Source organism: Shewanella sp. K8 (genome assembly GCF_028823715.1).
Taxonomy (GTDB): Bacteria; Pseudomonadota; Gammaproteobacteria; order Enterobacterales; family Shewanellaceae; genus Shewanella; species Shewanella algae.
Genome location: NZ_JAPEHY010000002.1, coordinates 151,656 through 175,655, shown reverse-complemented (window position 1 = coordinate 175,655; position 24,000 = coordinate 151,656). Strand labels below are relative to the sequence as shown.

Sequence of the window (24,000 nt, the reverse complement as noted above, 5' to 3'; positions counted from 1 at the left end):
GAGAGTCAGTGCACCTTTTATCTCACGGATGATTTTTCGAGCTTGACTCTCCCGTTACTGGAGACTTTAACCTTTATCCCAGTGTTGAGCCAGCCTCGCTTGCGAGGGGCACAGAAGGGAGTTTCCAATGGACCAGATACAATTCACCATAACGAATATGAAGTGCGGCGGCTGCGCCAGCAAGATAAGGGCCCTGTTTGCCGACGATACCGGCGTAGAAGCTGCTACCGAGGTGGCCGATAAGTCGTTGACGCTGACATTCGCCCCGGGCGCTGAGCTCACCCCCGCCACGGCGCTGGTGAGACTGAAAGACGCAGGTTATGACGCTGAGCAGGCCGAGATTGCGGCTCCCGGCGCCGGTGACAGCGCGCAAGAGCCCTGCCCTGAAGCCCCTGCCAGCTTTAACTTTCATGTTGCCGATATGAACTGCGGCCACTGTGAGAGTAAGCTTCGCAGGGCGCTGGCTGATGAGCTTGAGGTAGAAGTCGACCTTAAAGGCAAACAGCTGCGGCTGAAAAGTCACAAGAGCGCGGCCGAACTGGCCGAATTGATAACCGGCGCAGGCTTTACCCCGCCAACGCTTGCGCCAGGTAATACAAGTGAGCCGGAAAACTTCCACTTTTATGTTGGCGATATGACCTGTGGTCATTGTGAGGCCAGTATTCGTAAGGCGCTCAGCGATGAAGCCGAGGTGACAGTCAATCTGAAACAGAAACGGCTTGCACTGAAAAGCCATAAAACCGCCGCCGAGTTGACCGAGCTGTTAAAGGCCGCCGGGTTTACCGCCGAGCCTTGGCGCGATGAGCATGCCGAGGCTGATACCGAGACTGAGACAGAAGCTCAGGCTGACACTTTGAAACCGGCGGTGGCCGCAACTACAACTGAAGCTGAAACTGGCAAGCATGCCGATAAAGCTGTCAAGCAGAAGGCCGCCACGGCTCACCTTGCCAACCCCACACTGCTGTTTGTGCCGGATATGAGCTGCGCCAGCTGCGTGGCCAAGATAGAAAAAGCCTTTGCCGCCAAAGAGGTCGAGGCCAGAGTCAACTTGGCCGACAAGCAGGTGAGCGTGGCCGCAGGGTTGCCAGTGGCTGAAGCCGTTACGCTGCTGCTCTCGGCCGGGTATCGCGCGGAGCCGATAACCGACGCCGCCAGTGCCATGGCCGACAAGGCCGAGCATGATGCCAGGGAATATCGCACCCGGATCAGACAGGCCATCGCCGGTCTCGGGCTGGGGATCCCCTTGATGATCTGGGGCCTGGCCGGTGGTGACATGATGATCCACGATAGCCAAAGCCAATTTATCTGGGGCGCCATGGGGCTGCTGACCTTGTTGCTGCTGGTTACCACCGGGGGGCACTTCTTCAGTGGTATGTGGCGCTCACTCAAGGCCAAGAGTGCCAACATGGATACGCTGATTGCCCTGGGTACGGGCACAGCTTGGCTTTACTCCATGCTGGTGGTGCTTATTCCCGGCTTTTTCCCCGACGGCACCCGTCATGTGTACTTTGAGGCCAGTGTGATGATCCTCGGCTTGATTAACCTTGGGCATGCATTGGAGCTGAGAGCCCGCGGCAAGACCAGTGAAGCGGTGCAGAAGCTTATTGGCCTGCAGAGCAATACGGCCATCAAGATCACCGAAAACGGCGATGAAACCGTGGCCATAGCGGCGCTGGTGGTGGGCGACAAGCTGAGACTGCGCCCGGGTGACAGAGTGGCGCTCGACGGTGAAGTGCTTTCAGGCTGTTCGCTGCTCGATGAGTCCATGCTCACAGGCGAACCCATTCCCCTGGCTAAATCCGTGGGCGACAGTCTGAGCGCCGGCACAGTCAATGGAAACGGCAGCCTTATTTACCAAGTTACTGCCGGGCCTGCCGATACCCGCCTGGCGAAGATTATCGCCCTGGTTCAGGAGGCCCAGACCTCCAAGATGCCCATAGGGCGACTGACAGACAAGATAGCCGCCGTGTTTGTGCCTGTGGTGGTGGTGATTGCGTTGCTGGCGGCCATCATCTGGTATTTTGCCGGCCCTGAGCCTGCGCTGTCCCATGCGTTGGTGGTGCTGACCAGTGTACTGATTATCGCCTGTCCCTGCGCCTTGGGGCTGGCGACGCCCATGTCCATCATGGTATCTGTCGGCCGTGCCGCTTCCATGGGGGTATTGGTGAAAAACGGTGAGGCGCTGCAAACCGCCAGCAAAGTCAGCTGTGTGGTGCTGGATAAGACCGGCACCATCACAGAAGGTAAGCCCGCCGTCACCCAGGTGGATATTTTTGATGATGCCTTTGATGAGCGCGAGCTGCTGCGCGCCGTGGCCAGCCTTGAACAACACTCGGGCCACCCTTTGGCGGCGGCGCTGCTGGATGCCGCCAAAGTCAAAGAGGTTGTGCTGAGTGAGCCGCAGGGGTTTGACTATCGCCAGGGGCAAGGTCTGCTGGGGCAGTTTGAAGGCCGGCAGTGGGCGGTCGGCAACAGCAAGCTAATGGACGCACTGGGCATTAGGCTGACCGAGGCGCATCAGGCAAGACTGGAGCAGGGGGCGGCGCTTGGACACACCCAGGTGCTGGTGGCCCGAGATAATCAGCTGCTGGCGTTGGTGGGGATAAGTGACCCAATCAAAGCCGATGCCAAAGAAGCCATGGCCGCGCTCAAGGCCCAGGGCAAACGCTTGGTATTGCTCAGTGGTGATAACCAGGCCACAGCCGAAGCGGTGGCGCGTCAGGTGGGGATTGAGGAAGTCATCGCCGGGGTGTTGCCGGATGAAAAGCAATCCTGGGTCAATAAGTTTCAAGCGCAGGGTGAAGTGGTGGCCATGGTCGGTGATGGGATCAATGACGCCCCGGCGCTGATGGCCGCCGATGTCGGCATTGCCATGGGCTCGGGCACAGAGATTGCCATAGAGAGTGCCGACCTGACCTTGCTTAACCCTAGACTGGGCAGTTTGGCCGGGGCATTTGCCCTGTCGCGGGCGACGCTTGGCAACATCAAGCAGAACCTGTTCGGTGCCTTTATATACAACACTCTGGGGATCCCGATTGCGGCCGGGGTGCTGTACCCGCTGACAGGGATCTTGCTGAGCCCTGTGGTGGCCGGCGCGGCAATGGCGCTGTCTTCACTGACTGTGGTGACCAACGCCAACCGCTTGCGGCGTCAGTCTTTGGATTAGGGTTTTTTAGCGTTTGAGCCGGGGAAATTTCCCCGGCTTGTTTTGTCTTCTTGTTTTATCGCCTTGTTTTTCCTGTTTAAATAAGGGGTTTGCCTTTACTCAGCACCAATGCCTGCCGAAAAAGGCAGCCTGCGGTCACGGCCTGAGCCCTTAGCCTGTCAAAGCCTTTAGTCTAAAAGAGCCTTTGGTCAATATAAGTTTGGGGCTGGATATCGCTGGCCGAGCGAGTCACAGCAAGGGCAACGGGGAATAAGAAAAGGAATGGGAAAGGAGTAGGAAAATGCAATCCAGAAAATTAACCGCGGCAGCTAAGCTGAGTCTGCTAGGCGGTGTCTTGCTGCTCAGCGCCATCTCTGTGCCTGCTCAGGCGGGCTGCGGCGAGAAAACCACTGAGTGCATAGTGATCAAGGGTGACAGCCAAAAGACCCTGGAGTGTGAAATCACGGTTTGTGCCAATGTGCACTCATTTCTCAGTCGCTGGCAGTTGGCCGATGGCACCACGCTGAGCACGGATTACACCGAGGACAGCGAGAGCATCACTATCAATGGTGAGCCGGGATATGCCTTGCCGGCAGATATTTTGCGCACTGAACTTGGCTGTTACAGCACTTTTGCAACAAACAAGGCGGAAACTACCTTGGTGTGTGGCCGCGATCTGGATTTTTAATCTGCTTGCAGAAGATTTTTAAAGTCTTTTATAAACAGCTGGTTGCACTGCTTTATCTCACTGGCTGCCCGCGAGTTTGGTTGATAATTCACGCAGGAATGTTATAGTGCCCGGCTTTATTTACCCGGCCAATCATAGGCCTTGGGCTCTTGGACGCGGCTTTACATAGCCAGGTCCCGCATCTGGATATTTTGGAATCATACAGTGATAACGACAGCTAACATCACCATGCAGTTTGGCGCCAAGCCGCTGTTTGAAAACATCTCGGTTAAATTCGGCGAAGGCAACAGATACGGCCTTATCGGCGCCAATGGCTGCGGTAAGTCTACTTTTATGAAGATCCTTTCCGGTGAGTTGGAGCCAACCTCGGGTAATGTGTCGCTGGATCCCAACGAGCGTCTGGGTAAGTTGAACCAGGATCAGTTCGCCTATGAAGAGCACAGCGTTATCGACACAGTGATCATGGGCCACAAAGAGCTGTGGGCGGTGAAGCAGGAGCGCGATCGCATCTACTCCTTACCGGAAATGAGTGAAGAAGATGGCATTAAAGTGGCCGATCTTGAGATGCAGTTTGCCGAAATGGACGGTTATACCGCAGAAAGCCGCGCCGGTGAGCTGCTGCTCGGGGTGGGTATTCCGCTGGAACAACATTTTGGCCCCATGAGTGAAGTGGCACCGGGTTGGAAACTCAGGGTGCTGCTGGCACAGGCCTTGTTCTCTGATCCTGATGTGTTGCTGCTCGACGAACCGACCAACAACCTGGATATCGATACCATTCGCTGGCTGCAGGAGATGCTTAACCAGCGTAACAGCACCATGATCATCATTTCCCACGACAGATACTTCCTCAACTCTGTCTGTACCCATATGGCGGATCTGGACTATGGTGAGCTGCGGGTCTATCCGGGCAACTATGATGAATATATGACAGCCGCCTCTCAGGCCCGCGAGCGCCTGGTGGCTGAAAACGCCAAGAAGAAGGCACAGATTGCCGAGCTGCAAACCTTCGTGGCGCGCTTCTCTGCCAACGCTTCCAAGGCCAAGCAGGCCACATCCCGTGCCCGTCAAATCGACAAGATCAAGCTGGATGAGATCAAGGCTTCCAGCCGGGTTAACCCCTACATTCGTTTCGAGCAGGAGAAGAAACTGTTCCGTAACGCTTTGATTGTTGAGAATATGAGCAATGGTTACGATGAGCTGCTGTTCAAGGATGTGAACTTTATCGCTGAAGTGGGCGAGCGTATCGCGATTCTGGGTGAAAACGGCGTGGGTAAGACCACCTTGTTGCGTACTCTGATCCACGAGTTGCCACAAAAGAGCGGTACCATTCAGTGGTCTGAAAACCATCGTATCGGCTACTACGCCCAGGATCATGCCAGCGACTTTGAAAATGATATGAACCTGTTCGACTGGATGGGTCAGTGGCGTCTGGAAGGCGATGACGATCAGGCGGTGCGTTCAGTGCTGGGCCGTATGCTGTTCAGCGCCGACGACATCAAGAAATCTGTCAAGGTACTGTCCGGTGGTGAGCAGGGTCGTATGCTGTTTGGCAAGCTGATGCTGCAAAAGCCCAATATTCTGGTGATGGACGAACCGACCAACCACCTGGATATGGAATCGATTGAGTCGTTGAACAACGCCCTCGAACTCTATGAAGGCACCTTGCTGTTTGTCAGCCATGACCGCGCCTTCGTTTCATCACTGGCCAACCGTATCATAGAGATAAGCGCTGATGGCGTGAGCGACTTCAAGGGCACTTATGATGAGTTCCTGGCCAGCAAAGGCATTGAAGCCTAAGTCTTTTATGGCGAGCTTGGTTTAACACCAAGTAAAAAAAATCACAATAAACAAGGCCGGTTCATTGAACCGGCCTTGCTGTTTTTTAAGGGCTTGGATCAGAGGCTGGACTTCCACTTCTGATTACTGTCGCCATGGTGGTGGTAGAGGATAAGAGCCGCGCCGGCTTGTTCTCCCGAGGCATCAAGCACCTGATTGGGTGCCATTCGGCTTGAGAACACGCTGCCGTCTTTATCGAATGCCTGAGCCGGATTGGAAGCATCGCAGGGCGCCAGTGCCAACTGGCTATGATCCTGGGTATTGCCACCTGGAATGTGCAGGCACAGTCCCGCGTCACCAGCCAGTTTGATACTGCCTTTTATCGGATCGAAGTACCATTTTTGCCCCTGACGGTTGCTGCAGTTGTCCAGGTTCACCAGGCTGCCGCTTTGGGCCTGTTCGGGAGCGCTGATACATAGCCCGGCACGTTTATCCCGCAAACTGACCCAGCGGTGAATAGTCATCTCAGGCCTGAGCAACCATTGCTGGTTGGCGCCGCCATGAAACTGCCATTGACCCACTTGGGCATCGTTGCCACGGCCGTAGGCGTCGGCCACTATATTGGCGTCATGGGCACTGCGAATAAAGCGGCCGTCATAATCCCAACGCAGATTGTCGCTGTCGACACACTCCCATACCAGGATTTCGCCTTCATTGTAGGCCTGGCCGCGATTGTCCAAACACAAGGATGGATTGGCCTTGTTGCTGAACATGCGTTTGTCGGCATCAAAACTCCAGCGTTGATCCCAGGCGTCGCGTTCACAGTCATAGAGGATCACATCTGTGCCATTGACCATATCGCTGCCATTACCCGGAATATCCATACACTTGTCCGAAGCGCGGTTGACTATCCGCACATAGTTTGGCAGTGGATTGATATAGGCTTCATCCCTGTGGGCTTCAGCGCGCTCCCACATCTGCAGATAAGCTTCGGCCGAGTTCATCAAGGCTTCATAGGTACTGCCGCCAAGTTGCTCGCGCACATCCTGCAGGTGGTCGGCCAGCATACCGTAATGGGCCATGCCATCCTGATTGAAGTCAAATACACGATTCCCCGATACCTGACGCTCAAACTGGATACCGAACTCACTGACGAAGGGATATTGCAGTGGATTAGTGGCCGCATCGTCTCTGGGACCGGCCTGAGCGCCCAGGCCACTCATATCGGTTCCCAGGCCGACACCCGGCAGAAAAGGAGTATCGGCTATCAACTGCAGGTATCTATCAATACTGCCTCCAAGATGGTTGGCGTTACTGTTGTAGGGCGCCATAAAACCGCCGACCTTGGCCAGGCGCAGGGTGTTGGGGTGCAGTCTGCCTTGGGTGCCATCAGTCATCCAGCTGTGGCTGGTGATCACCCCGCCATATTGACGCTGCTCGACAATATCCATCACACTGGTGGCGGTTTGTGCTGACATATGATCCAGTTCTATCAACATTCCCATATCTATCATGCGGTTAACCAGGTAGACGCCTTTTTCGGACAAGCCATGCTTGTTGCAGTGCAGCATGTTCTCGTCGTACTGGGGATTGAGACCCACGGCATTGAGAATATCCTTGAGTACTGGGATTTCGCCCAAAATGGGGAAACCGGACTTGAATGGTCTGCCCTGGGTGTCGGCGTCGCAGGCCTGGGTTTCAAAGAAATGGCCCGTCGCCAAGACTTCACCGATATTGATAAAGCCGTCTTCCACTACTGAGCCGCCCAACTGGTTATCGAACTTGTGGGTCGGGAACAGGATTCTCACCCCCTTGGCATAAACTTGCTGCAGTTGCTCTTCAATCTGGCGGCGGTTGCAATCATCCTTGATACCGCAGTTGAACAGCTCTGAGGCCTCTATGCCCATCAGCACCGCCAGCTTGCCGTCGGCAATGACCTCGCGAGCTTCTTGAGGCGAGGACACCAGGCGGAAGAAGCCTTTGCCGGGGCCGCCGGACTGCACATCAATATACTCCTGCATTTGCTTGAGACGGTTAATCTGCAACTGAATGCTGTTCATGGTGTTACAGTCGTTGGGGTTGACCCAACTGGCGGGATTGATGGTTTTCTGGGCGTTGCACAACACCTCGTTTTCCACCAGATGGGTGACCATCAGGCGCAAACCGCCTAGCCAGGCGCGCTCAATCCACTTGTAGTAGTAACCTGAGTGGGTCATCTGCTCGTGATTGGGCCACCAGGGGAAGTCCGGCCAGCCTCGGGTGTCATAGCGGAAGTTGGCGTCGTTGAAGGAGTAGAGATTGCCGATGAGATCCAGTGAGCCATTCGGCCCATGGATCACCGCACTGTCGTTCAACGCCTGGGTCACCCCCCAGCGGTGGAACGGCTTGCCATGCATCATCTTGCCGCCCATAAACTCATACGAGGTGATATGGGTGTGGGCATCGACCAGACCACGCACCGGCAGTGAAGCATCGCCTTTCAGGGCGGAGAAATCACCACTGGCATTGACTTCAACCTCGGGAAACGCGCTACAGGCATCACTGGCAACCAGCTTGAAGCTTGCCTCTGAAGTGTTGTTTCCAGGGTTGAGCAGATCGAAGAAATACAAGCCACCACCGCTGTAGTTGTGCCTGAGTCCCAGATTGAGACCCACGGCGTGAAAGCGATAACTGAATTCACCGGATGGCGCTGTTTCGGCGTCAACCCGCCACTCGGCAAATTCCCCCGGGTAACGACCGGCGCTGACTTCGGCCGGCAGATGGCTGGCAAAGAAGCGGCCATCTGCGTCTGTCATCATAAAATGACCGCGGCGACTGGGTTTGAAGTAAAACGCACTGGCCTCGGCTTGGCTGATATTATCGAAACGATAACTCAATCCATCATCCACAGTGCCTCCCTGATGGAAGCGATGCAGATACTGGCCATTGGTTGGCGATTGAATAATAAAACATTGCTGCGCCAGGCTGTCGACCGCCTGGGTGGTTTGCGTTTCAGCTGCAGCTAGGGGTAGGGTTCCCAGCGCAAACAGGCCGGGGATCAGGGCAGAGAACAGACTTTTGGCACTGGGCCAATCTCCATGTCCGATTAGCTTTTTCATAGGTTAGTCCACGAAGTTGCTGGTTAATGTTGGTTTATTTCGCAACTGCTAAACTTCTGCACCCTCATGTATATGGCTAACACTGGTTTTAATCAAGCGATTGTTTAAATTTTGTTAAATTTGAGGTTGGTGATCTTGGTAACAGGCAACGTTGAGATGTAGAGACTGCTGCGCCACTGCGCCTTCTTGATTTGAGTTGATTGGTTTTTATCTGTTTAAATTCAAAGTTTTGTGAAGTTTTCTGGTGATTGGTTTTATAGGCTATGGCGTCTCTTATGCTGCGGATTTAGCTGTGTCAAAGGTATACCTTCTGATATAAGTAGCTCCTTGCCGGAGCTCGCGATTGGGTGCAGGTGTTGTCTGCGTTTGGTGAAATAGGCCAAACGATTGAAGGGAAATTGGCTGAATTTACAGCCCGGCTTTGGCCAGTTCTGTCGCCATCTGTTCAAGACCGCTCAGGCCCTGGATATCGGTTTCCTTGAGGGGCAGTCGAAAGCGGGACAGCTTGCTAAAGTTTACGTCTATCTCTTCGAGGTGCACGGCTTCCTGCTGGCGGCGTTTGGCAAGAAAACTGCCGTCGGCCTCGGGTGGCAGCAGTCGATTGACCACCAAACCGGCCAGCGGTAACTGCTCGGCCTGCAGGCTGGCCACGGCGCGGCGGGTTTCCAGAATAGGCAGCTTCTCTGCGGTCAGAACAAACAGCAGCCCTGTTTGCTGCGGATCTTTAATCAGCTCACGGGTGCGTTGCAGCAGCCGTTGTCGCGCCAGCAGGGTTTCGGCTATGGCCTTGTTGCGCGGCGCCATTCCGGCGGTGGCGTGCTCGGCCGGATCGTCGAAGGGGTTATCGACATCACGGCCCCGGCCGGGTGTCAGGTGCGACAGCATGGCGCCGAGCTTCTCTGATTTCTGATTGGCGCTCAGCATACCTTGGGTCCAGGCGGCCATCGCCTCAGGCAGGCTCAGCAGCCTAAGGGTATGGCCGGTGGGCGCGGTATCGAAAATAATCAGATCGTATTCACCGAGGCCGCTTTCCAGGGTCTTGGCTATTCGCTCCAGCAAGGCGGCTTCCTGGGCACCGGGAGACTGACGGGTGAGGCGCATCTGCCGCTCGATTTCAGCGAACATCTCCGGGCGGGTAAAACTCTTCAACTGTTGGCTGACCCGGTCGAGATGTTGGCGCACTTCCTCATCCGGGTCGATTTCCAGTGCATCCAGATTCGGTGCCAGCCGGGTGCAGTGATCGCCTATCTGCTTGGCAAAGGCATCGCTCAGGCTGTGGGCCGGATCTGTGGACACCAGCAGGACTTTCTTGCCGCGCCCGGCTGCCAACAGGGCCAGTGAGGAGGAGACAGTGGTCTTGCCGACACCGCCTTTGCCACCCACCCACAGAATACGTTTGTCGGTCAGCTGCGCCATAGCCCGTCCTTAATTAACATCTTGTTTCAACAGCATCTGAACTGATCCAGTGGTGAGTGGGGCATACCCATACGCAGGTGCCAGTCATGGAACTTTTCCAGCATCAAGGGCTGCAGCTCCAGAGTGTAGTAACTGGCCGGGTTGGGTACCCCCATCATTTCGGAGAAGATCAGCAGCATAAAAAGATCGTCCTGCTCCCTGCGGGCGCGGGCGACTGCCGAGCGAAAAGGGGCGTTATACGCCTCTTCCGCCAGGTGGCTAAGGTCTTTGACCAATGCCTTGATCTTCGCCAGTTTCATCAGTCGTTCTCCGCCGCAGTTTTACGCGCCTTGAGCGAACGGCTCAGCGTGGCACTGCACTCCAGTGAAATCACTATGGCGGCGATCAGTACCACCAAGTCCAGAGTAAACAGGAACCAATCCTGCTTGTCGTAGAAGCCTTTGAGTTGAATAAGCAGGCCCATGGTGGTCATCACCAGCAGGAAGATAAGCGGAGCCAGGGTATACCACATGGGGCGACCCAGTTTCACCAGCATCACTGTGATTACCAACAATGTCAGGCCAGCCAGTAACTGGTTGGTGGTGCCAAACAGCGGCCAGATCAGCATGCCACCCGAGCCGTCACCGCCGGCGCCGAAGGCCAGCAGCAAGCAGGTGCCCACGGCCAGCAGAGTGGCGACGGCGCCATTTTGCATCCAGTTGAGGTTATAGATGCTGCCCCATTCCTGGAATATGTAACGCTGCAGCCGCAAGCCTGTGTCCATGGTGGTACCGGCAAACAGCACCACCATTACTGTCAGCAGGGTTTGCGCCATGGTTTCATCCATGCCTATCCCGGATTCGAGGATATTGGCGCCGCCCTTGATAAAGGCGCTGACGCCCCCCTGCCCAAAGGCGTGGTAGACAGCCTGCCAGTCGGCCAGGGTCGCAAAACCTGCGGTGGCGGCTATGATGGCCGCCAGTGCCAGAGAGCCTTCGCCTATGGCGCCAAAGTAACCGACAAAACGCACATCCGGTTCTTTATCCAGTTGTTTCGAGGTGGTTCCGCTGGAAACCAGGCCGTGGAAGCCGGAAATCGCACCGCAGGCAATGGTGACAAACAGCAGTGGCACTATGGATGGAGTGCCTTCGGGCACATCGGTATTAAAGGCCGGTGCCACTATATCAGGCGCGCCCAGAAGCACGGCGCCGTAAAGCAAGCCTAAGCCGATAAACAGCTGAATACCATTGATATAGTCCCGTGGTTGCAGCAGCATCCATACCGGCAGCAGCGAGGCGATGGCGGCATAAACAAACAGCAGGATGATCCAGCTTTGGTTATCCGACAGCGGCCCCAGGGTTTCCGGCAATGCCAGCGGCAAAGACGGGCCGATATAGATGAGCGCGTACAATGCTGCCACGCCGACAATGGACACCACCAAGAGGTTGATAAGACGGCGGTAGATAAGCTGGCCTATGATGAGTGCCACCACTATGGCGCCCCAAACCGGCAGGGTGGCGCTGGGGAAGTTGATCAACTGCTTGGCAATGACGACGGCAAACACGGCGTTAACCATGAGCAACACCAAGAATATCACCACCATAAAGATGCTGCGGGCCCGCTCGCCGATAACATCACCCGTGACCGCACCTATGGATTTGGCCTTGTTGCGGTTACTGGCCCAGATGGCGCCGGCATCGTGCACCCCGGCAAAGAAGATGGTGCCGAACACCACCCAGAGGAAGGCCGGCACCCAGCCCCAGATAACCGCAATAGCCGGGCCGATAATCGGTGCAGCTCCGGCCACAGAGGTAAAGTGGTGGCCCCAAAGCACATATTTATTGGTGGGCACATAGTCGATACCATCCTGCATCTCGTGTGCAGGAGTCACGAAGTTGGGATCGACTTTGAAGATTTTTTCGCAGATGAATTTTGAATAGACAAAATAGCCGGCCGCCATCGCGCCCAGGCCCATTAACATCAACAGCACAGCATTCATGGGACACCTCTTGTTGTTGTTTTGATGTATCGATGTTAATGGAAGGTGGTTGTGGCTGATATCAGACTAAAGTCCTATTCGCTCGCAGCTATCAAGAACAGCATCTTTGCTGTAGGCATTTGTCAGAAAAGCAATAATTGCCTGCAATACCGCGGTGGTTCATGCCGCTTGATTGCGCGTTTCGCCGCTTTTATGGGCTATAAAACTTATCCGGATGAGAGCCGAATATTGCAGTGATAGCCCTCAGGTGAACAGATACTGACCCCTGTGTCTCATTTCCTCAATTCGGCGCAGTATTATGGGGCGCACAGCGTGAGATTTAGCGCTAGAATGGGCCAGTGCCGCCGGCTTGCAGCGGCACAGATAATATTAATAACATCACAAAGGAAGCTGGATTGTGACGAAGAAAATTATCCTGGATACAGATCCCGGTATTGATGATGCAATGGCAATTCTGTTTGCCGAAGGGCATGCCGCTGTGGATCTTATCGGTATCACCACAGTATTTGGCAACGCCACCATTGAAAACAGCACTCGCAATGCCCTGTATTTGAAACAGAAATACGGCATGAAGGCAGACGTATCCATGGGGGCGGATAAGCCGCTGTCGCGCCCTCCTGTCGGCCCTACCACCATAGTTCATGGTGATACCGGTTTTGGCGATCTGCAAGTCACCGCCGCCGATGTCAGCCTAAGCGCCGATCCCCGTCCGGCATGGCAGTATATCGTCGAGCAGCTCAAGGCGCAGCCGGGGGAGATCACTCTGGTGGCTGTTGGGCCTCTGACCAATCTGGCACTGGCGCTGCAGCATGAACCCGGGATCACCAAACTGGCTAAAGAAGTGGTGATCATGGGCGGGGCCTTCGGGGTTAACGGCCATCAGGGCAATGTCAGCCCGTTTGCCGAAGCCAATATCCATGACGATCCCGAGGCGGCCGATATCGTATTTACTGCCGACTGGCCCGTGGTGATTATCGGTCTGGATGTGACCCATGAGAGTTTCTTTACGCCCGAGTATCTGGATAAGCTGCGCGATGAAGCCGGTGAGCCGGGACGCTTTATTCACCAGATAAGCCGTTTCTATCTCGACTTTTACCAGCGTAGCCTGGGAATTTCCGGCTGCCATGTGCACGACCCCTCGGCGATTGCCTATGTGATAGATCCCAGCCTGTTTACCCTGAGAAAAGGGCCTGTGCGGGTGGTTTGCTCCGGCCCGGCCATTGGCCACACAATGCAGAAAACCTACGAGCGGCGCCATCCCCATGATGACTGGAGCGATATGCCGGCGCAAAGTGTTGGGGTGGGGGTGCGCAACGAGGCGCTGCTCGAACTGTATCGCAACACCCTGATAGATTTCGGTCGTCGGTCATAGGTCTTGCTGCGGCAGTTATTTTTCTGATCTCAGCCGACTTCATCTGATGCAAGAGTCCCTCGCAGGGACTCTTGTCTTGCGCTTTATCCGCCTTTTCACTTTATTCATCTGTTACTTGTCTCAACATGGTTCAGCGTTAGTCGGCTTACAGGTTCAGTATTCCTCTTGTTAATCATGACTCCTCTTTTTTGGTCATAACTCCTCATTCTAATCACTCTTTCTCATTGTCACCTTATTCTCTGCTTCCCCCTACTCATCGCCTTATCCTCAGCCCCAGTCTCAATCTCAGTGTCCGGCTTCCAAGCAGCAGGTTAGGTCCGGAGCGACAGGCGTATTTATCTGCGCTATCGGGTTACAGAGTGAGTCACAAAGTTTTAGTTCAAATGATATCTGCTGTAATTATTTAGACGGTGAACGCTTGGGTCGTTCTGCGGTAATTTTTCGGTTAACACCTCTGAAATAGCGAAGTTTTATCGGTAAATAGAAACTTTTTCAGATAAATTTCAAGCAACGTAAGCATTTGTTGCTGTGAGGTAAATCACTGTTTTGTTACTTGTGTGATCTGAAAACTCGGCTCCGGTCAGGTTGATAATTACAGTTCAAATCATTAGGCTTGTTTTTAATTGAATGGTCAATTAATAAAAAATATGCCCAAGATTGGAATGAAACCCGTGCGCCGCCAGCAACTGATCGATGCCACTATGGCCTCGGTGGCCGCCAATGGTTTGCACAATACCACCATCAACAGCATCAGCCGCTTGGCCGGGTTGTCGTCGGGGATCATCAGCCATTATTTCGGTGGCAAGCAGGAGCTGATTGAAGCGACATTGCGGCATTTGCTGGAGCAACTGAAGCTGGCTTTGCTGGCGCAAACGGCAGAGCGGCAGCTTTCCCCCAAGGCACGGCTGCACGCCATAGTGGCGGCCAACTTCACCGAGTTTCAACGCTCGGGGGCGGCTACCCGTACCTGGCTTAATTTCTGGGCTCAGTCCATGCATGAGCCCGGGCTTGCCAGGTTGCAGCAGGTCAACAGTGCCAGACTGCAGAGTAACCTGGCCTTCTCTTTCAAACAGTTATTGCCCAGGGAGCAGGCGCTCAAGAGTGCCGAGCAGGTGGCCGCCATGATTGACGGTTTTTGGCTGCGCAGTGCTCTCAGTCCTGAGCCTGAGCAGGCGTTTGCTGCCGCAGAATCCTGGTGTATCGATTTCATTGACCAAAGTCTGGCTTATCACGGAGTACATTGATGACACAGCCTGTTTATCAGAATTTTATTGACGGTCGTTATATGGCCAACGCCTCGGGTGAATCCTTTGAGGTGATTAACCCTGGCACGGGCCAGGTGCAATACCGCGTTGAAGTGGCCGATGAGGCCATCAAACAGGCGGCCATTGCCAGTGCCAAACGCGGATTTGCCGCTTGGTCAGCCATGAGCGCCATGGCGCGCAGCCGGGTGCTGTTGAAGGCGGTGGCCCTGCTGCGGCAGCGCAACGATGAGCTGGCCAAAATTGAAGTGCTGGATACGGGTAAACCCTGGCAGGAGGCGTCTGTGGTGGACGTGGTCACAGGGGCCGATGCCATAGAATACTTCGCCGGCATAGTGGTGGGCCTGGAAGGCTGCCAGCAAAGTGTTGGCGATGATTTCTTCTATACCCGCCGTGAACCGCTGGGGATTTGCGCCGGTATCGGCGCCTGGAATTATCCTTTGCAGATAGCCTGTTGGAAGTCGGCGCCGGCGTTGGCCGCCGGTAACGCGATGATCTTCAAGCCGTCAGAGGAGACCCCGCTCGGCGCGCTGAAGCTGGCGGAAATCTTTATCGAAGCCGGTGTGCCCGCCGGGGTGTTCAATGTGGTGCAGGGCGCGGCCGAAGTAGGTCAATGGCTGACTCACAGTGAGGATATCGCCAAGGTGTCCTTTACCGGCGAAGTGGGCACAGGCAAGAAGGTGATGGCGGCAGCGGCCTCCAGTCTCAAGGATGTCACCATGGAACTGGGGGGCAAGTCCCCGCTGATCATCTTTGAAGACGCCGAGCTGGAAGATGCCGTCAGCGCCGCCATGCTGGGCAACTTTTATACCCAAGGTGAAATTTGTACCAATGGTACCCGGGTCTATGTCGCCCGCAATCTTTACCCGGCCTTTATCGAACGTTTGCAGCAAAGGATGGCCAATATCAAGGCCGGCGACCCCATGGCGCCGGACACCAATTTCGGCGCCCTGATATCCAGCGCGCACAGAGACAAGGTGCTCGGGTATATCGCCCTTGGGCAGGCCGAGGGGGCGAGGCTCCTTTGCGGTGGCAAGCCTTTGACGCCGGACTCGGCCCCAGAGGGTTTCTTTGTTGAGCCGACCGTATTTGTCGACTGTGATGACAAGATGCGTATTTGCCGGGAAGAGATCTTCGGCCCTGTGATGTCTGTGTTGATTTTCGACGATGAAGAGGAAGTGATCCGCCGCGCCAACGATACGGCCCTTGGTCTGGCTGCTGCGGTATTTAGCCGCGATATTCGCCGCGCCCACAGGGTGATTCATCGGCTTCAGGCCGGGATTTGCTGGATCAATGCCTATGGCGCCTCACCCTCGGAGATGCCCGTCGGTGGCTACAAGCTTTCGGGAGTCGGCCGGGAGAACGGCAGTGAAACCCTCAAGGCCTATACCCAGACCAAATCGGTTTATGTCGGCATGCAGCCCCTGGAAAGTCCATTTTAAGGAGCCGTTATGAATCAGAATTTCGATTACATCATTGTCGGTGCCGGTAGCGCAGGGTGCGTGCTGGCCAACCGCCTGAGCGAAGATAAAAACAAACGGGTCTTGTTGCTGGAAACCGGCGGCAGCGATCGCAGCATCTTTATTCAGATGCCAACGGCGTTGTCCATTCCCATGAATACCCAAAAGTATGCCTGGCAGTTTGAAACCGAGCCTGAACCGGGGCTGGACAACCGGCGCATGCATTGTCCCAGGGGCAAGGTGCTCGGCGGTTCTTCATCCATCAACGGCATGGTCTACGTCCGCGGTCACGCCCATGACTTTGATGAGTGGCAAGCCAGTGGCGCCGAGGGCTGGAGCTACGCCGATTGCTTGCCCTATTTCAAAAAGGCCGAGACTTGGGCCTTTGGCGGTGACAAGTATCGAGGCGATAGAGGGCCCTTGGGGGTCAACAACGGCAACCGCATGGCTAATCCTCTGTATAAGGCCTTTGTTGATGCCGGTGTGCAAGCCGGTTACCTGGCCACGGATGATTACAACGGTGCCCAGCAGGAAGGCTTTGGCGCCATGCATATGACGGTGAAAAATGGTGTGCGCTGGTCTACGGCCAATGCCTATCTGCGTCCGGCCATGACACGGGATAATTTAAAAGTGGTGACCGGCGCCTTGGTGCACAAGGTATTGCTGCAGGACAAGGTGGCAACCGGGGTGCGCTATGAATGCGGCGGCAAGTTGCAGCAGGCCATGGTTTGCATGGGCGGTGAAGTGATCCTTTCAGCAGGTCCTGTGGGCTCGCCCCATCTGCTGCAGCTTTCCGGTATAGGTGCGCCCGAAGTCCTTAAAGAAGCCGGTATTGAGCTGGAGCATGCCTTGCCCGGGGTGGGGGAGAATCTTCAGGATCATCTGGAGTTCTATTTTCAGTTCCGTTGCACCCAGCCAGTTTCCCTCAACCGCAAACTGGATTGGTGGAACAAGTTCCTGATCGGCAGCCGCTGGTTCTTTACCAAGACGGGACTCGGGGCGACCAACCATTTTGAATCCTGCGGTTTTATCCGCTCCAAGGCGGGCCTGGCCGCACCGGATCTCCAGTATCACTTCCTGCCCGCCGCCATGCGTTATGACGGCCGGGAAGCCTTTGATGGCGATGGTTTTCAGGTGCATATCGGCCACAATAAGCCCAAGAGCCGGGGATGGGTCAGGGTACAGAGCAGCGATCCGCACCAGCATCCGCAGATACGTTTTAACTATTTGCAGCACCAGGATGATATCGAAGGCTTTCGCGCCTGTGTGCGCCTGACCCGGGAGATTATTCATCAGCCGGCATTCGATGGTTATCGCGGAGAAGAGATCCAGCCTGGTGCCAAGGTGGAAACCGATGAGCAGATCGATGCCTTTGTTCGTCGCTCGGTAGAGAGTGCTTATCATCCATCCTGTTCCTGCAAGATGGGCACAGATCCCATGGCCGTGGTGGACCCGCAAAACCGGGTGCATGGCATTGAAGGACTGAGAGTCGTGGACTCTTCCGTATTCCCCACCATTCCCAATGGCAACCTCAATGCACCGACCATAATGTTGGCAGAGAAGGCCGCCGATATTATCCGCGGCCGTGAAGCCTTACCGGCCTCTGATGCCACAGTTGTTCTGGCTGACAAGTGGCGAGCGCAGCAGCGCTGCCACGCACCCGAGCGGCCTAGCTGATCTTAAAATCCAAGGGGCCAGTCTGTAGTCGGCCCCTTAACCCCTGTCAATGCTGAAATCGGCGCAGCCAAGCCGAGGGCTTTTTGCTGGCCAAAATTCGCCATTAGTCTGGGGCTGGAATTAGAAAAATATAATTTAAATCAACAATAAAGGGAAAAATTATGGAGCTTTGGCTTTCAGCAGGGATCTTATTTACCTTTGCCATGATAGGGGTGATCCTGTATCGGTGGGGCAACATCCCCTGCGTAGGTGTCACCCCGGTGCGGATCAACACCTTTATCGCTATTTTGTTCACCTCAGGCCTGGATGTAGGCTTGATCATGTTCCCGCTCACCGAATTCGGCACTTACACAGATACCAACAGCAGCCCCGAATACGCCTTTTCCAATCCCTTGGCGATAGAGTTTGGATTTTGGGCCTTTCTCATCTGGGGTTTTTACTTTGTCACCTGTTTCTATTTTTGCGTCATTGAACCCAGAGTGAAGTTCTTTGAACTCAAGGCGGTAAAGTTCATCAACAACATGGTGATTATCGGCACCTGTGCCTTCACTGCTTATCTGCTGCTCAGTAACTTGCCCTGGTATCTGCCGGAGATGGGCGATGGAGAGTCCGTCATAGGCGCCTTCTATTTGATAGTGTTTGCCGTTATCGCCATCGCGGTTTATTCCAGTACCAGCATTAAATACGTCAAGGTGCTCAGCCTGGCCAGTACCTGGCTGTTTGTGGCGCTGATAGCCCTGATGTGGAGTGGCGCATTTTTAGGGGAGAGCGGCACTGTCGGCGACTTCATTACCACCTTTTCGTTATTGGGTGAGTACTTTGTCGATATCAAGCATTTTGTGTTGCCGCTCAATGACTATCACGCCTTTTACCTGTTCTGGTGGTTTGCCTGGAGCATTATGATAGGCCAGTTTACCTCGCGATTTGTCGGCGGGATCAAAACCTGGCAGCTGCTGCTGGCCATGATGGTGTTTCCCTCCATTCCCATCGCGATTTGGTTCAGTGTCCTCTATTTCTACGATACCCAGGCCATATCCACATCCGGCTTTTATAACCTGGCCATGGTCATGGTGGGCATTACCTTTGTGGTTAATTCGCTGGACTCATTGATCCGTCTCTACACGGATAACCTGGGACTGACGGTTGTCAGGCTCGGCAAACGCAACTATCTGCTTGGCAATATCGCCGTGATGGTGCTGCTGACCTTGCTGTTCCAACTGGATTTCTTGGAGATTCAATGGGTTGGGGCCCTGGCCATTGGGCTTATCTTCGCCTGTGCCGGTTACATGCTGCTGACCAAACTGAAAACCTTGGGCCGGATCCAAGGCTCTCCCAAAGAAAACACCATAGATTTTAATAAAATAGAGTTGGCTGACTGATGCCGGCTTCAATCCATAAAACCAAAAGAGGAACACAGATGCGCTTGAACGCCATGGCAAATTATCTCAAGAGCGGCGGTGTGGCGGCACTGCTGACACTGACTTTCACGGCCGAGGCCGAGTGGTCATCGACCGTGACCCTGGCATCGGATTACAGTTTCAACGGGGTCAGTCAGACAGATGAAGGCCCGGCGTTACAGGCCAGCTTGGATTACAGTAGTGAAAGTGGCTGGTATCTTGGCAGCTTCGCTTCCAATGTCGACTTCGGTGGCGGCGATGATACCTGGTTGGAACTTGACGGTTACGCAGGTTATTTTTACCAGTTCAATGAATACCTGAGCCTGGATGCCGGGCTTGCCTATTACAGCTATCACGGCGAATCCTTTTCCGATGACTACAACTATCCGGAAGCTTATGCCAAGTGGGGTTATCAGTCGCCATTCGGTCAGTCGGAGCTGAATCTCTGGTACAGCTGGGATTACTTTGGTACCGGTGCCGGCCACAGCATAGTGATGCTGGCCCACAGTTTTGAATTGGCGCCCGGTCACCGGCTGAGGTTGAGTTTTGACCGTTCCACATCGGATGATACAGACAAGTGGCAGTGGCAGGGGAGCAGAGGCTATCAACACTACCGCATCGCCTACCAGACCCAATATCACGGCATAGATATTGAGCTGGCAGGTGAAGATACCAGCCTGGACTCGGACAATGCCGATGCCAGATTGGTGCTAAGCCTGTCGCACAGATTCACCTTCTGAAGAGCTGCCCTATTGGCCCAGGCTGGAGTGGGCGGCTTCAGCCGGGCCTTGCGGCTTACTTAAGAATATTCTTTTATCTTTCAAGCGCTCTTGTGATTTGTTGACTAGTCTTATCTCAGGATGATTTCTATCACAGCAGGGAGCAACCCAGATGACTTCTATCAGCAAATTTTGTCGCAGCAAATCTTGCGCCGCATTGTTTAGTGTGACGCTGCTAGGCGTGACTTCTATGTTTGTTGCCGCAGCAGCCAATGCCAACGACTATGAAGCCGCCATCAGCGAACTTGCCAATACCCAGGTCAAGAGTTGGCTTGGCGACCCTTTGATCGTCGATAGCATCAAGCAACAAAACAGTGCCAATGCCGAACTTTCCAAGGAGCAAATTCTCGACTTGGACAAGCAATGGCGTGCTCAGGTTGCTGCTGCCGACAAGCCATTGGTGGATAAGCTTCTCAACAATCCGCTTTCCGATTTTTTGCGGCAGAAACTGCAGCAAAGCAATGGCCTTTATACCGAAATATTCGTTATGGATGACAAGGGATTGAATGTGGGACAGAGTGCCATGACTTCAGATTATTGGCAGGGGGACGAAGCCAAATGGCAGCAAACCTTCGCCAAGGGGCCGGACAGTATCCATATCAGCGAGGTGGAAGAGGATGAGTCTACCCAGAGTTATCAGAGTCAGCTGAGTCTGCCTGTTGTCGACCCCTCGTCCGGTGCAGTGATAGGCGCCATTACACTGGGGATCAACGTAGAGCTACTGTAAGCGTCTTTTGCTTGTTATTTCCCCTCAGTCAGGGAGGTCTGTATGGGAATCTTCAACAGGATCAGCAGCAAGATGGCCTTGATCGCCTCTGTGGTGGTTTTGGCCGGTTTTACGCTGACCAACTTTATAAGCCAGCATAGGCTCACCAGCACTCTGGTCGATATGGAGCGGATCAGCAGTCAGGTGATCACCGGATTTGTGTCGCAACAACTGCTCAATGCGGTGAAATTTGGCAAGGCGGACAAGGTCGAGGAGGAGTTTGTCAATCTGGCCAAACAGACCCGGGGGAACCTTGGGTATGCCGTGGTGTTTGATGCTTCGCAGGCCGTTTTTGCTCAGTTTGGCGAGCCAGGCAAGACCGGCGCCCAGATGCAGACCTCGCTGGGGCAGCATCTGCCGCAACTGAAAGCCGGTGAGCCTCAGACCTTGGTCACCGACAAGGATATTCAAATACTTCATCCCATTATCAACAGTCGTGATCAGGCGCTGATTGGGGTACTGGGCATGAGCTGGGGTCTTCAGGAGATCCAGCGGCAGACAAATGCTATGTTGCTGGGAGGCATAGCCGTTGCTATTCCAGTCGCCGTGGCGATCATCATCTGCCTGCTGCTGGTGATGAAGCGCCTGGTGATGCGCCCGGTGGACAGGATCACCCAACTGGCGCAGGAGTTGGCTCGCGGAGAAGGGGATCTGCGTCGGCGTATCGAATATTCGAGCGACGATGAGTTGCGCGGCCTGTGTGACAACATCAATCACTTCATTATCAAGGTGCAGGAAGCCCTGGCCGATGTTACCGCTCAGTCGAGTTCCTTGACCGAGATAGCCACCCAAAGCCGCCATACATCCCAGAGTGCCAATGCCGCCACTCAAGAGCAGCGCGGCAGCCTGGAACAGATGTCCCACTCGATACGTGATATGTCCAGCGTGATCCACGAGGTGGCACAAAACGCGGCCGAGGCAGAAGATTCCACCAAGGATGCCAGGGCGGTCTCCCAGGAAGTGCAGGCCATCATAGAGCGCAATCGTGAGTCGATAGACTCACTTGCCGCCGAGGTGGAGCGGGCCTCGGGAGTGATTCAGCGGCTTTATGATGACAGTCAGCAGATAGGGCGGATCCTCGAAGTGATCCAGGCGATTGCCGAGCAGACCAATCTGCTGGCACTGAATGCGGCCATAGAGGCAGCCCGCGCCGGTGAGCAGGGGCGGGGCTTTGCCGTTGTGGCCGACGAAGTACGCTCTCTGGCCAGCAAGACTCAGCAGTCGACCGAAGAGATCAAGGCGATGATAGAACGTTTGCAAGCCGGCAGTAAAGATGCCGCAGATGTGATGAATGCCAGTTGTAACAAGGCTCGGGAGGGGGTTGAGCAGGCACAGCAGAGCCGTGAAGCACTGCAGCTGATTGCCGCCAAGGTAGACGCCATTTCCAGCGTCAACAGCCTGATAGCCTCGGCGACCCAATCTCAGGCACGCTCGGCCGAGAGTCTGTCCCATGATCTGGAACAGTTGCATCATCTGAGTGAAATCTCCGCCAGCAGCGCCGAGGAAGCGGCGCACCATGGCAGTGAGCTCTTCGACCTAATCAATAAGACCCAGGTAACCCTCGGGCGTTTCAAAGTCTAGGGTTTCAAGGTCTGGGAAGGGGCAGATAAGCCTGAATCACATCAAGGCTTATCTGTTTTTTTATGGTTTTCGGCTCAGGCAGTTTTGCAGCAGTTTGGCGAAGAACTCGCTGCCCTTGCGGCGGGCAAAGGCGATGTTGCGCTCGGGAATCGACTCAGGATCATCATATTCGGCCAGGGCCTGTTCCATACTGGCTTCACGTATGATATGCAGGGTCGGATAGGGCGCTCTGTTGGTGTAGTTGGCGGCATCATCCTGGGCCTCCCCTTCGAAACAATAGTCGGGGTGAAAGCTGGCCAACTGGTAAACCCCTTCATAACCCTCTTCGAACAACAGCTGCTCGGCAAAGGCCAACAGATCCAGATAAAGATGAAAGCCTTCAAAGCCCCTCGGCAGAATGAACAGGCTGGTTTCCGCTTGTGGGTGCTCATCCAGATATTGGCACTCGTCCAGCAACGCCTGCAAGGCCGTATCCATGCGGCTTTCTTCGCAAACTGTGTAACGAATCGAGTCGCGCTCGACTTCCCGTCTGGCGAAGGGGCAGATGTTGTACTTCATGATCACCTCCTTGACCCAAGCCTGGGTTTGGGCGGCGATAGTCTGGGATCCCATCATGGAGTCTGTGGCCATATTCTGCTCTGTATCTGTGTAAGGGCGTTATTGGCGGCCATCATAGGCAGCCTCTGGGGTACTGGCAAGCACCAAAGGTACTGAGGGATGAAATACGGCGCCCATCCAAGTGGCGCCGCTTGTTTGCTCGAATTAAAAAATCAGTAGCTGACTTCCACTTCATAAGAGGTGAACTTGCGGATATTGATTACTCCGGTATCGAAAAGCAGGTACTGACCCTTGATGCCCATCAGAGTGCCGCTGACAATGGCTTCTTTGTCAAAGTTATGGGACTTGATCTTCTTTGGAAACTCACTGACCGGGTAGTGAATTTGAGTCTCTGCCTCGGTCAATCTCTCTATCTTGTAATCACCGCGGCTCATTGCCAGCTCGTGCAAGCGGGTTTCGATACTCGGCAATAGCGTTTCGGCCTTGGCCTTGAGATCTATCTCGTCGTTGTTGCCCTTGAGCATCGCCTGCCAGTTGGTCTTGTCGGCAATCAGTTTGGCCAGTTCGACTTCGATAAGGCCGGAAAGCTGCCTGCTGCTGACCTTGAATATCGGCAGCCCCTGAGTGGCTCCCTGATCCAGCCAGCGGGTGGGCAACTGGGTGTGGCGGGTAATGCCGACCTTTATTCCCGAGGTATTGGACAGGTAAACATAGTGGGGCACCATGCAATGCGTGTCGCCCCATTCGGGTTCGCGGCAGGTTCCCTGATCATAGTGGCAGGTTTCCGGTTTCATCACGCAGAGATCGCAGCTGGCGAGTTTCTGCATACAGACATAACAGTGGCCCTGGGAGTAACTCTTCTTGGTCTTCTTACCGCAGTTGCAGCAGAAGATGTTACCCGTGTGACTCAGGGTTAAACTCTTGCCTATCAAAGGGTTCAACGCCAGGCGCTGTTCAGCCACTCTGAGGGTGTATTGTGCCAGATGGTTCTCGTCCAGGGCGACGGCCATCTTATCCAGTGTTCCAAGCATAACGACAAAACTCTGT

Annotated in this window: 18 protein-coding genes and 1 pseudogene; 13 read left to right on the top strand and 6 right to left on the bottom strand. The window is 54.7% G+C overall.

From position 1 onward, the window contains the following. Positions 1-127: 127 nt before the first annotated feature. The 4 genes and pseudogenes from ON072_RS21090 to ON072_RS02185 all read left to right on the top strand — a co-directional run. Positions 128-769 (top strand): annotated as a pseudogene (locus ON072_RS21090) (heavy-metal-associated domain-containing protein); the annotation flags it as partial. Between the two features lie 189 nt (positions 770-958). Continuing rightward, positions 959-3,166 (top strand): heavy metal translocating P-type ATPase, encoded by a 2,208-nt coding sequence (locus ON072_RS02195; protein ID WP_342453527.1) that lies wholly within the window; start codon positions 959-961, stop codon positions 3,164-3,166. Positions 3,167-3,446: 280 nt separating this feature from the next. Beyond that, positions 3,447-3,833, top strand: a complete 387-nt coding sequence (locus ON072_RS02190; protein ID WP_144166242.1) for a hypothetical protein — start codon at positions 3,447-3,449, stop codon at positions 3,831-3,833. Between the two features lie 204 nt (positions 3,834-4,037). Continuing rightward, positions 4,038-5,630, top strand: a complete 1,593-nt coding sequence (locus ON072_RS02185; protein WP_025009796.1) for an ABC-F family ATPase — start codon at positions 4,038-4,040, stop codon at positions 5,628-5,630. 98 nt (positions 5,631-5,728) lie between these two features. On the opposite strand, the gene ON072_RS02180 is transcribed toward ON072_RS02185, so the two are convergent. The 4 genes from ON072_RS02180 to ON072_RS02165 form a co-directional block, all read right to left on the bottom strand. Next, positions 5,729-8,707 carry a ricin-type beta-trefoil lectin domain protein gene (locus ON072_RS02180; RefSeq protein ID WP_261752754.1) on the bottom strand — a complete coding sequence of 993 codons (2,979 nt, stop codon included), beginning with the start codon at positions 8,705-8,707 and terminating at the stop codon, positions 5,729-5,731. Between the two features lie 408 nt (positions 8,708-9,115). Then, positions 9,116-10,123, bottom strand: coding sequence for an ArsA family ATPase (locus tag ON072_RS02175; RefSeq protein ID WP_045282438.1), 1,008 nt, complete (start codon positions 10,121-10,123; stop codon positions 9,116-9,118). Between the two features lie 26 nt (positions 10,124-10,149). Then, positions 10,150-10,422: a cory-CC-star protein gene (locus tag ON072_RS02170; RefSeq protein WP_025009799.1), complete on the bottom strand. Its 273-nt coding sequence runs from the start codon at positions 10,420-10,422 to the stop codon at positions 10,150-10,152. Then, entirely contained in the window at positions 10,422-12,101 is a 1,680-nt protein-coding gene (locus ON072_RS02165; RefSeq protein WP_025009800.1) for a carbon starvation CstA family protein, read from the bottom strand. Before ON072_RS02165 ends, ON072_RS02170 begins: the two co-directional genes overlap by 1 nt. 51 nt (positions 12,102-12,152) lie before the next feature. Here ON072_RS02165 and ON072_RS02160 point away from each other — a divergent pair, with 51 nt between their 5' ends. The 9 genes from ON072_RS02160 (at position 12,153) to ON072_RS02120 (ending at position 22,395) form a co-directional block, all read left to right on the top strand. Then, entirely contained in the window at positions 12,153-12,338 is a 186-nt protein-coding gene (locus ON072_RS02160) for a hypothetical protein (protein WP_025009801.1), read from the top strand. 160 nt (positions 12,339-12,498) lie between these two features. Beyond that, positions 12,499-13,473, top strand: a complete 975-nt coding sequence (locus tag ON072_RS02155; RefSeq protein WP_261752752.1) for a nucleoside hydrolase — start codon at positions 12,499-12,501, stop codon at positions 13,471-13,473. A gap of 647 nt (positions 13,474-14,120) precedes the next feature. After that, positions 14,121-14,717 (top strand): transcriptional regulator BetI, encoded by a 597-nt coding sequence (betI, locus tag ON072_RS02150; RefSeq protein ID WP_025886595.1) that lies wholly within the window; start codon positions 14,121-14,123, stop codon positions 14,715-14,717. Then, positions 14,717-16,177 carry a betaine-aldehyde dehydrogenase gene (betB, locus tag ON072_RS02145; RefSeq protein ID WP_144190921.1) on the top strand — a complete coding sequence of 487 codons (1,461 nt, stop codon included), beginning with the start codon at positions 14,717-14,719 and terminating at the stop codon, positions 16,175-16,177. Before betI ends, betB begins: the two co-directional genes overlap by 1 nt. A 9-nt stretch (positions 16,178-16,186) precedes the next feature. Then, positions 16,187-17,872, top strand: a complete 1,686-nt coding sequence (gene betA, locus ON072_RS02140; RefSeq protein WP_261752751.1) for a choline dehydrogenase — start codon at positions 16,187-16,189, stop codon at positions 17,870-17,872. Between the two features lie 161 nt (positions 17,873-18,033). Continuing rightward, on the top strand, positions 18,034-19,251 hold the full coding sequence (locus ON072_RS02135) for a BCCT family transporter (RefSeq protein ID WP_144166237.1): 1,218 nt from the start codon (positions 18,034-18,036) through the stop codon (positions 19,249-19,251). 38 nt (positions 19,252-19,289) lie between these two features. After that, the gene (locus ON072_RS02130) at positions 19,290-20,009 is read left to right on the top strand and encodes a TorF family putative porin (protein ID WP_371873724.1); all 720 of its coding nucleotides are present in this window, start codon (positions 19,290-19,292) and stop codon (positions 20,007-20,009) included. A gap of 151 nt (positions 20,010-20,160) precedes the next feature. Then, complete coding sequence (locus tag ON072_RS02125) at positions 20,161-20,775, top strand: PDC sensor domain-containing protein (RefSeq protein WP_208140158.1); 615 nt, start codon at positions 20,161-20,163, stop codon at positions 20,773-20,775. A 42-nt stretch (positions 20,776-20,817) separates the two neighbouring features. Then, the gene (locus ON072_RS02120; protein WP_261752750.1) at positions 20,818-22,395 is read left to right on the top strand and encodes a methyl-accepting chemotaxis protein; all 1,578 of its coding nucleotides are present in this window, start codon (positions 20,818-20,820) and stop codon (positions 22,393-22,395) included. 60 nt (positions 22,396-22,455) lie between these two features. Here ON072_RS02120 and ON072_RS02115 read toward each other — a convergent pair whose 3' ends face one another. After that, positions 22,456-23,025 (bottom strand): DUF1415 domain-containing protein, encoded by a 570-nt coding sequence (locus ON072_RS02115; RefSeq protein WP_093982697.1) that lies wholly within the window; start codon positions 23,023-23,025, stop codon positions 22,456-22,458. A 140-nt stretch (positions 23,026-23,165) separates the two neighbouring features. Beyond that, complete coding sequence (locus tag ON072_RS02110) at positions 23,166-23,984, bottom strand: DUF2797 domain-containing protein (RefSeq protein WP_261752749.1); 819 nt, start codon at positions 23,982-23,984, stop codon at positions 23,166-23,168. Positions 23,985-24,000: the final 16 nt, after the last annotated feature.

Coding starts and splice junctions, on each gene's coding strand:
- ON072_RS02190 (WP_144166242.1), top strand. CDS start 3,447: ATGCAATCCAGAAAATTAACCGCGGCAGCTAAGCTGAGTCTGCTAGGC.
- ON072_RS02180 (WP_261752754.1), bottom strand. CDS start 8,707: ATGAAAAAGCTAATCGGACATGGAGATTGGCCCAGTGCCAAAAGTCTG.
- ON072_RS02175 (WP_045282438.1), bottom strand. CDS start 10,123: ATGGCGCAGCTGACCGACAAACGTATTCTGTGGGTGGGTGGCAAAGGC.
- ON072_RS02170 (WP_025009799.1), bottom strand. CDS start 10,422: ATGAAACTGGCGAAGATCAAGGCATTGGTCAAAGACCTTAGCCACCTG.
- ON072_RS02165 (WP_025009800.1), bottom strand. CDS start 12,101: ATGAATGCTGTGCTGTTGATGTTAATGGGCCTGGGCGCGATGGCGGCC.
- betI (WP_025886595.1), top strand. CDS start 14,121: ATGCCCAAGATTGGAATGAAACCCGTGCGCCGCCAGCAACTGATCGAT.
- betB (WP_144190921.1), top strand. CDS start 14,717: ATGACACAGCCTGTTTATCAGAATTTTATTGACGGTCGTTATATGGCC.
- betA (WP_261752751.1), top strand. CDS start 16,187: ATGAATCAGAATTTCGATTACATCATTGTCGGTGCCGGTAGCGCAGGG.
- ON072_RS02135 (WP_144166237.1), top strand. CDS start 18,034: ATGGAGCTTTGGCTTTCAGCAGGGATCTTATTTACCTTTGCCATGATA.
- ON072_RS02130 (WP_371873724.1), top strand. CDS start 19,290: ATGCGCTTGAACGCCATGGCAAATTATCTCAAGAGCGGCGGTGTGGCG.
- ON072_RS02125 (WP_208140158.1), top strand. CDS start 20,161: ATGACTTCTATCAGCAAATTTTGTCGCAGCAAATCTTGCGCCGCATTG.
- ON072_RS02120 (WP_261752750.1), top strand. CDS start 20,818: ATGGGAATCTTCAACAGGATCAGCAGCAAGATGGCCTTGATCGCCTCT.
- ON072_RS02115 (WP_093982697.1), bottom strand. CDS start 23,025: ATGGCCACAGACTCCATGATGGGATCCCAGACTATCGCCGCCCAAACC.
- ON072_RS02110 (WP_261752749.1), bottom strand. CDS start 23,984: ATGCTTGGAACACTGGATAAGATGGCCGTCGCCCTGGACGAGAACCAT.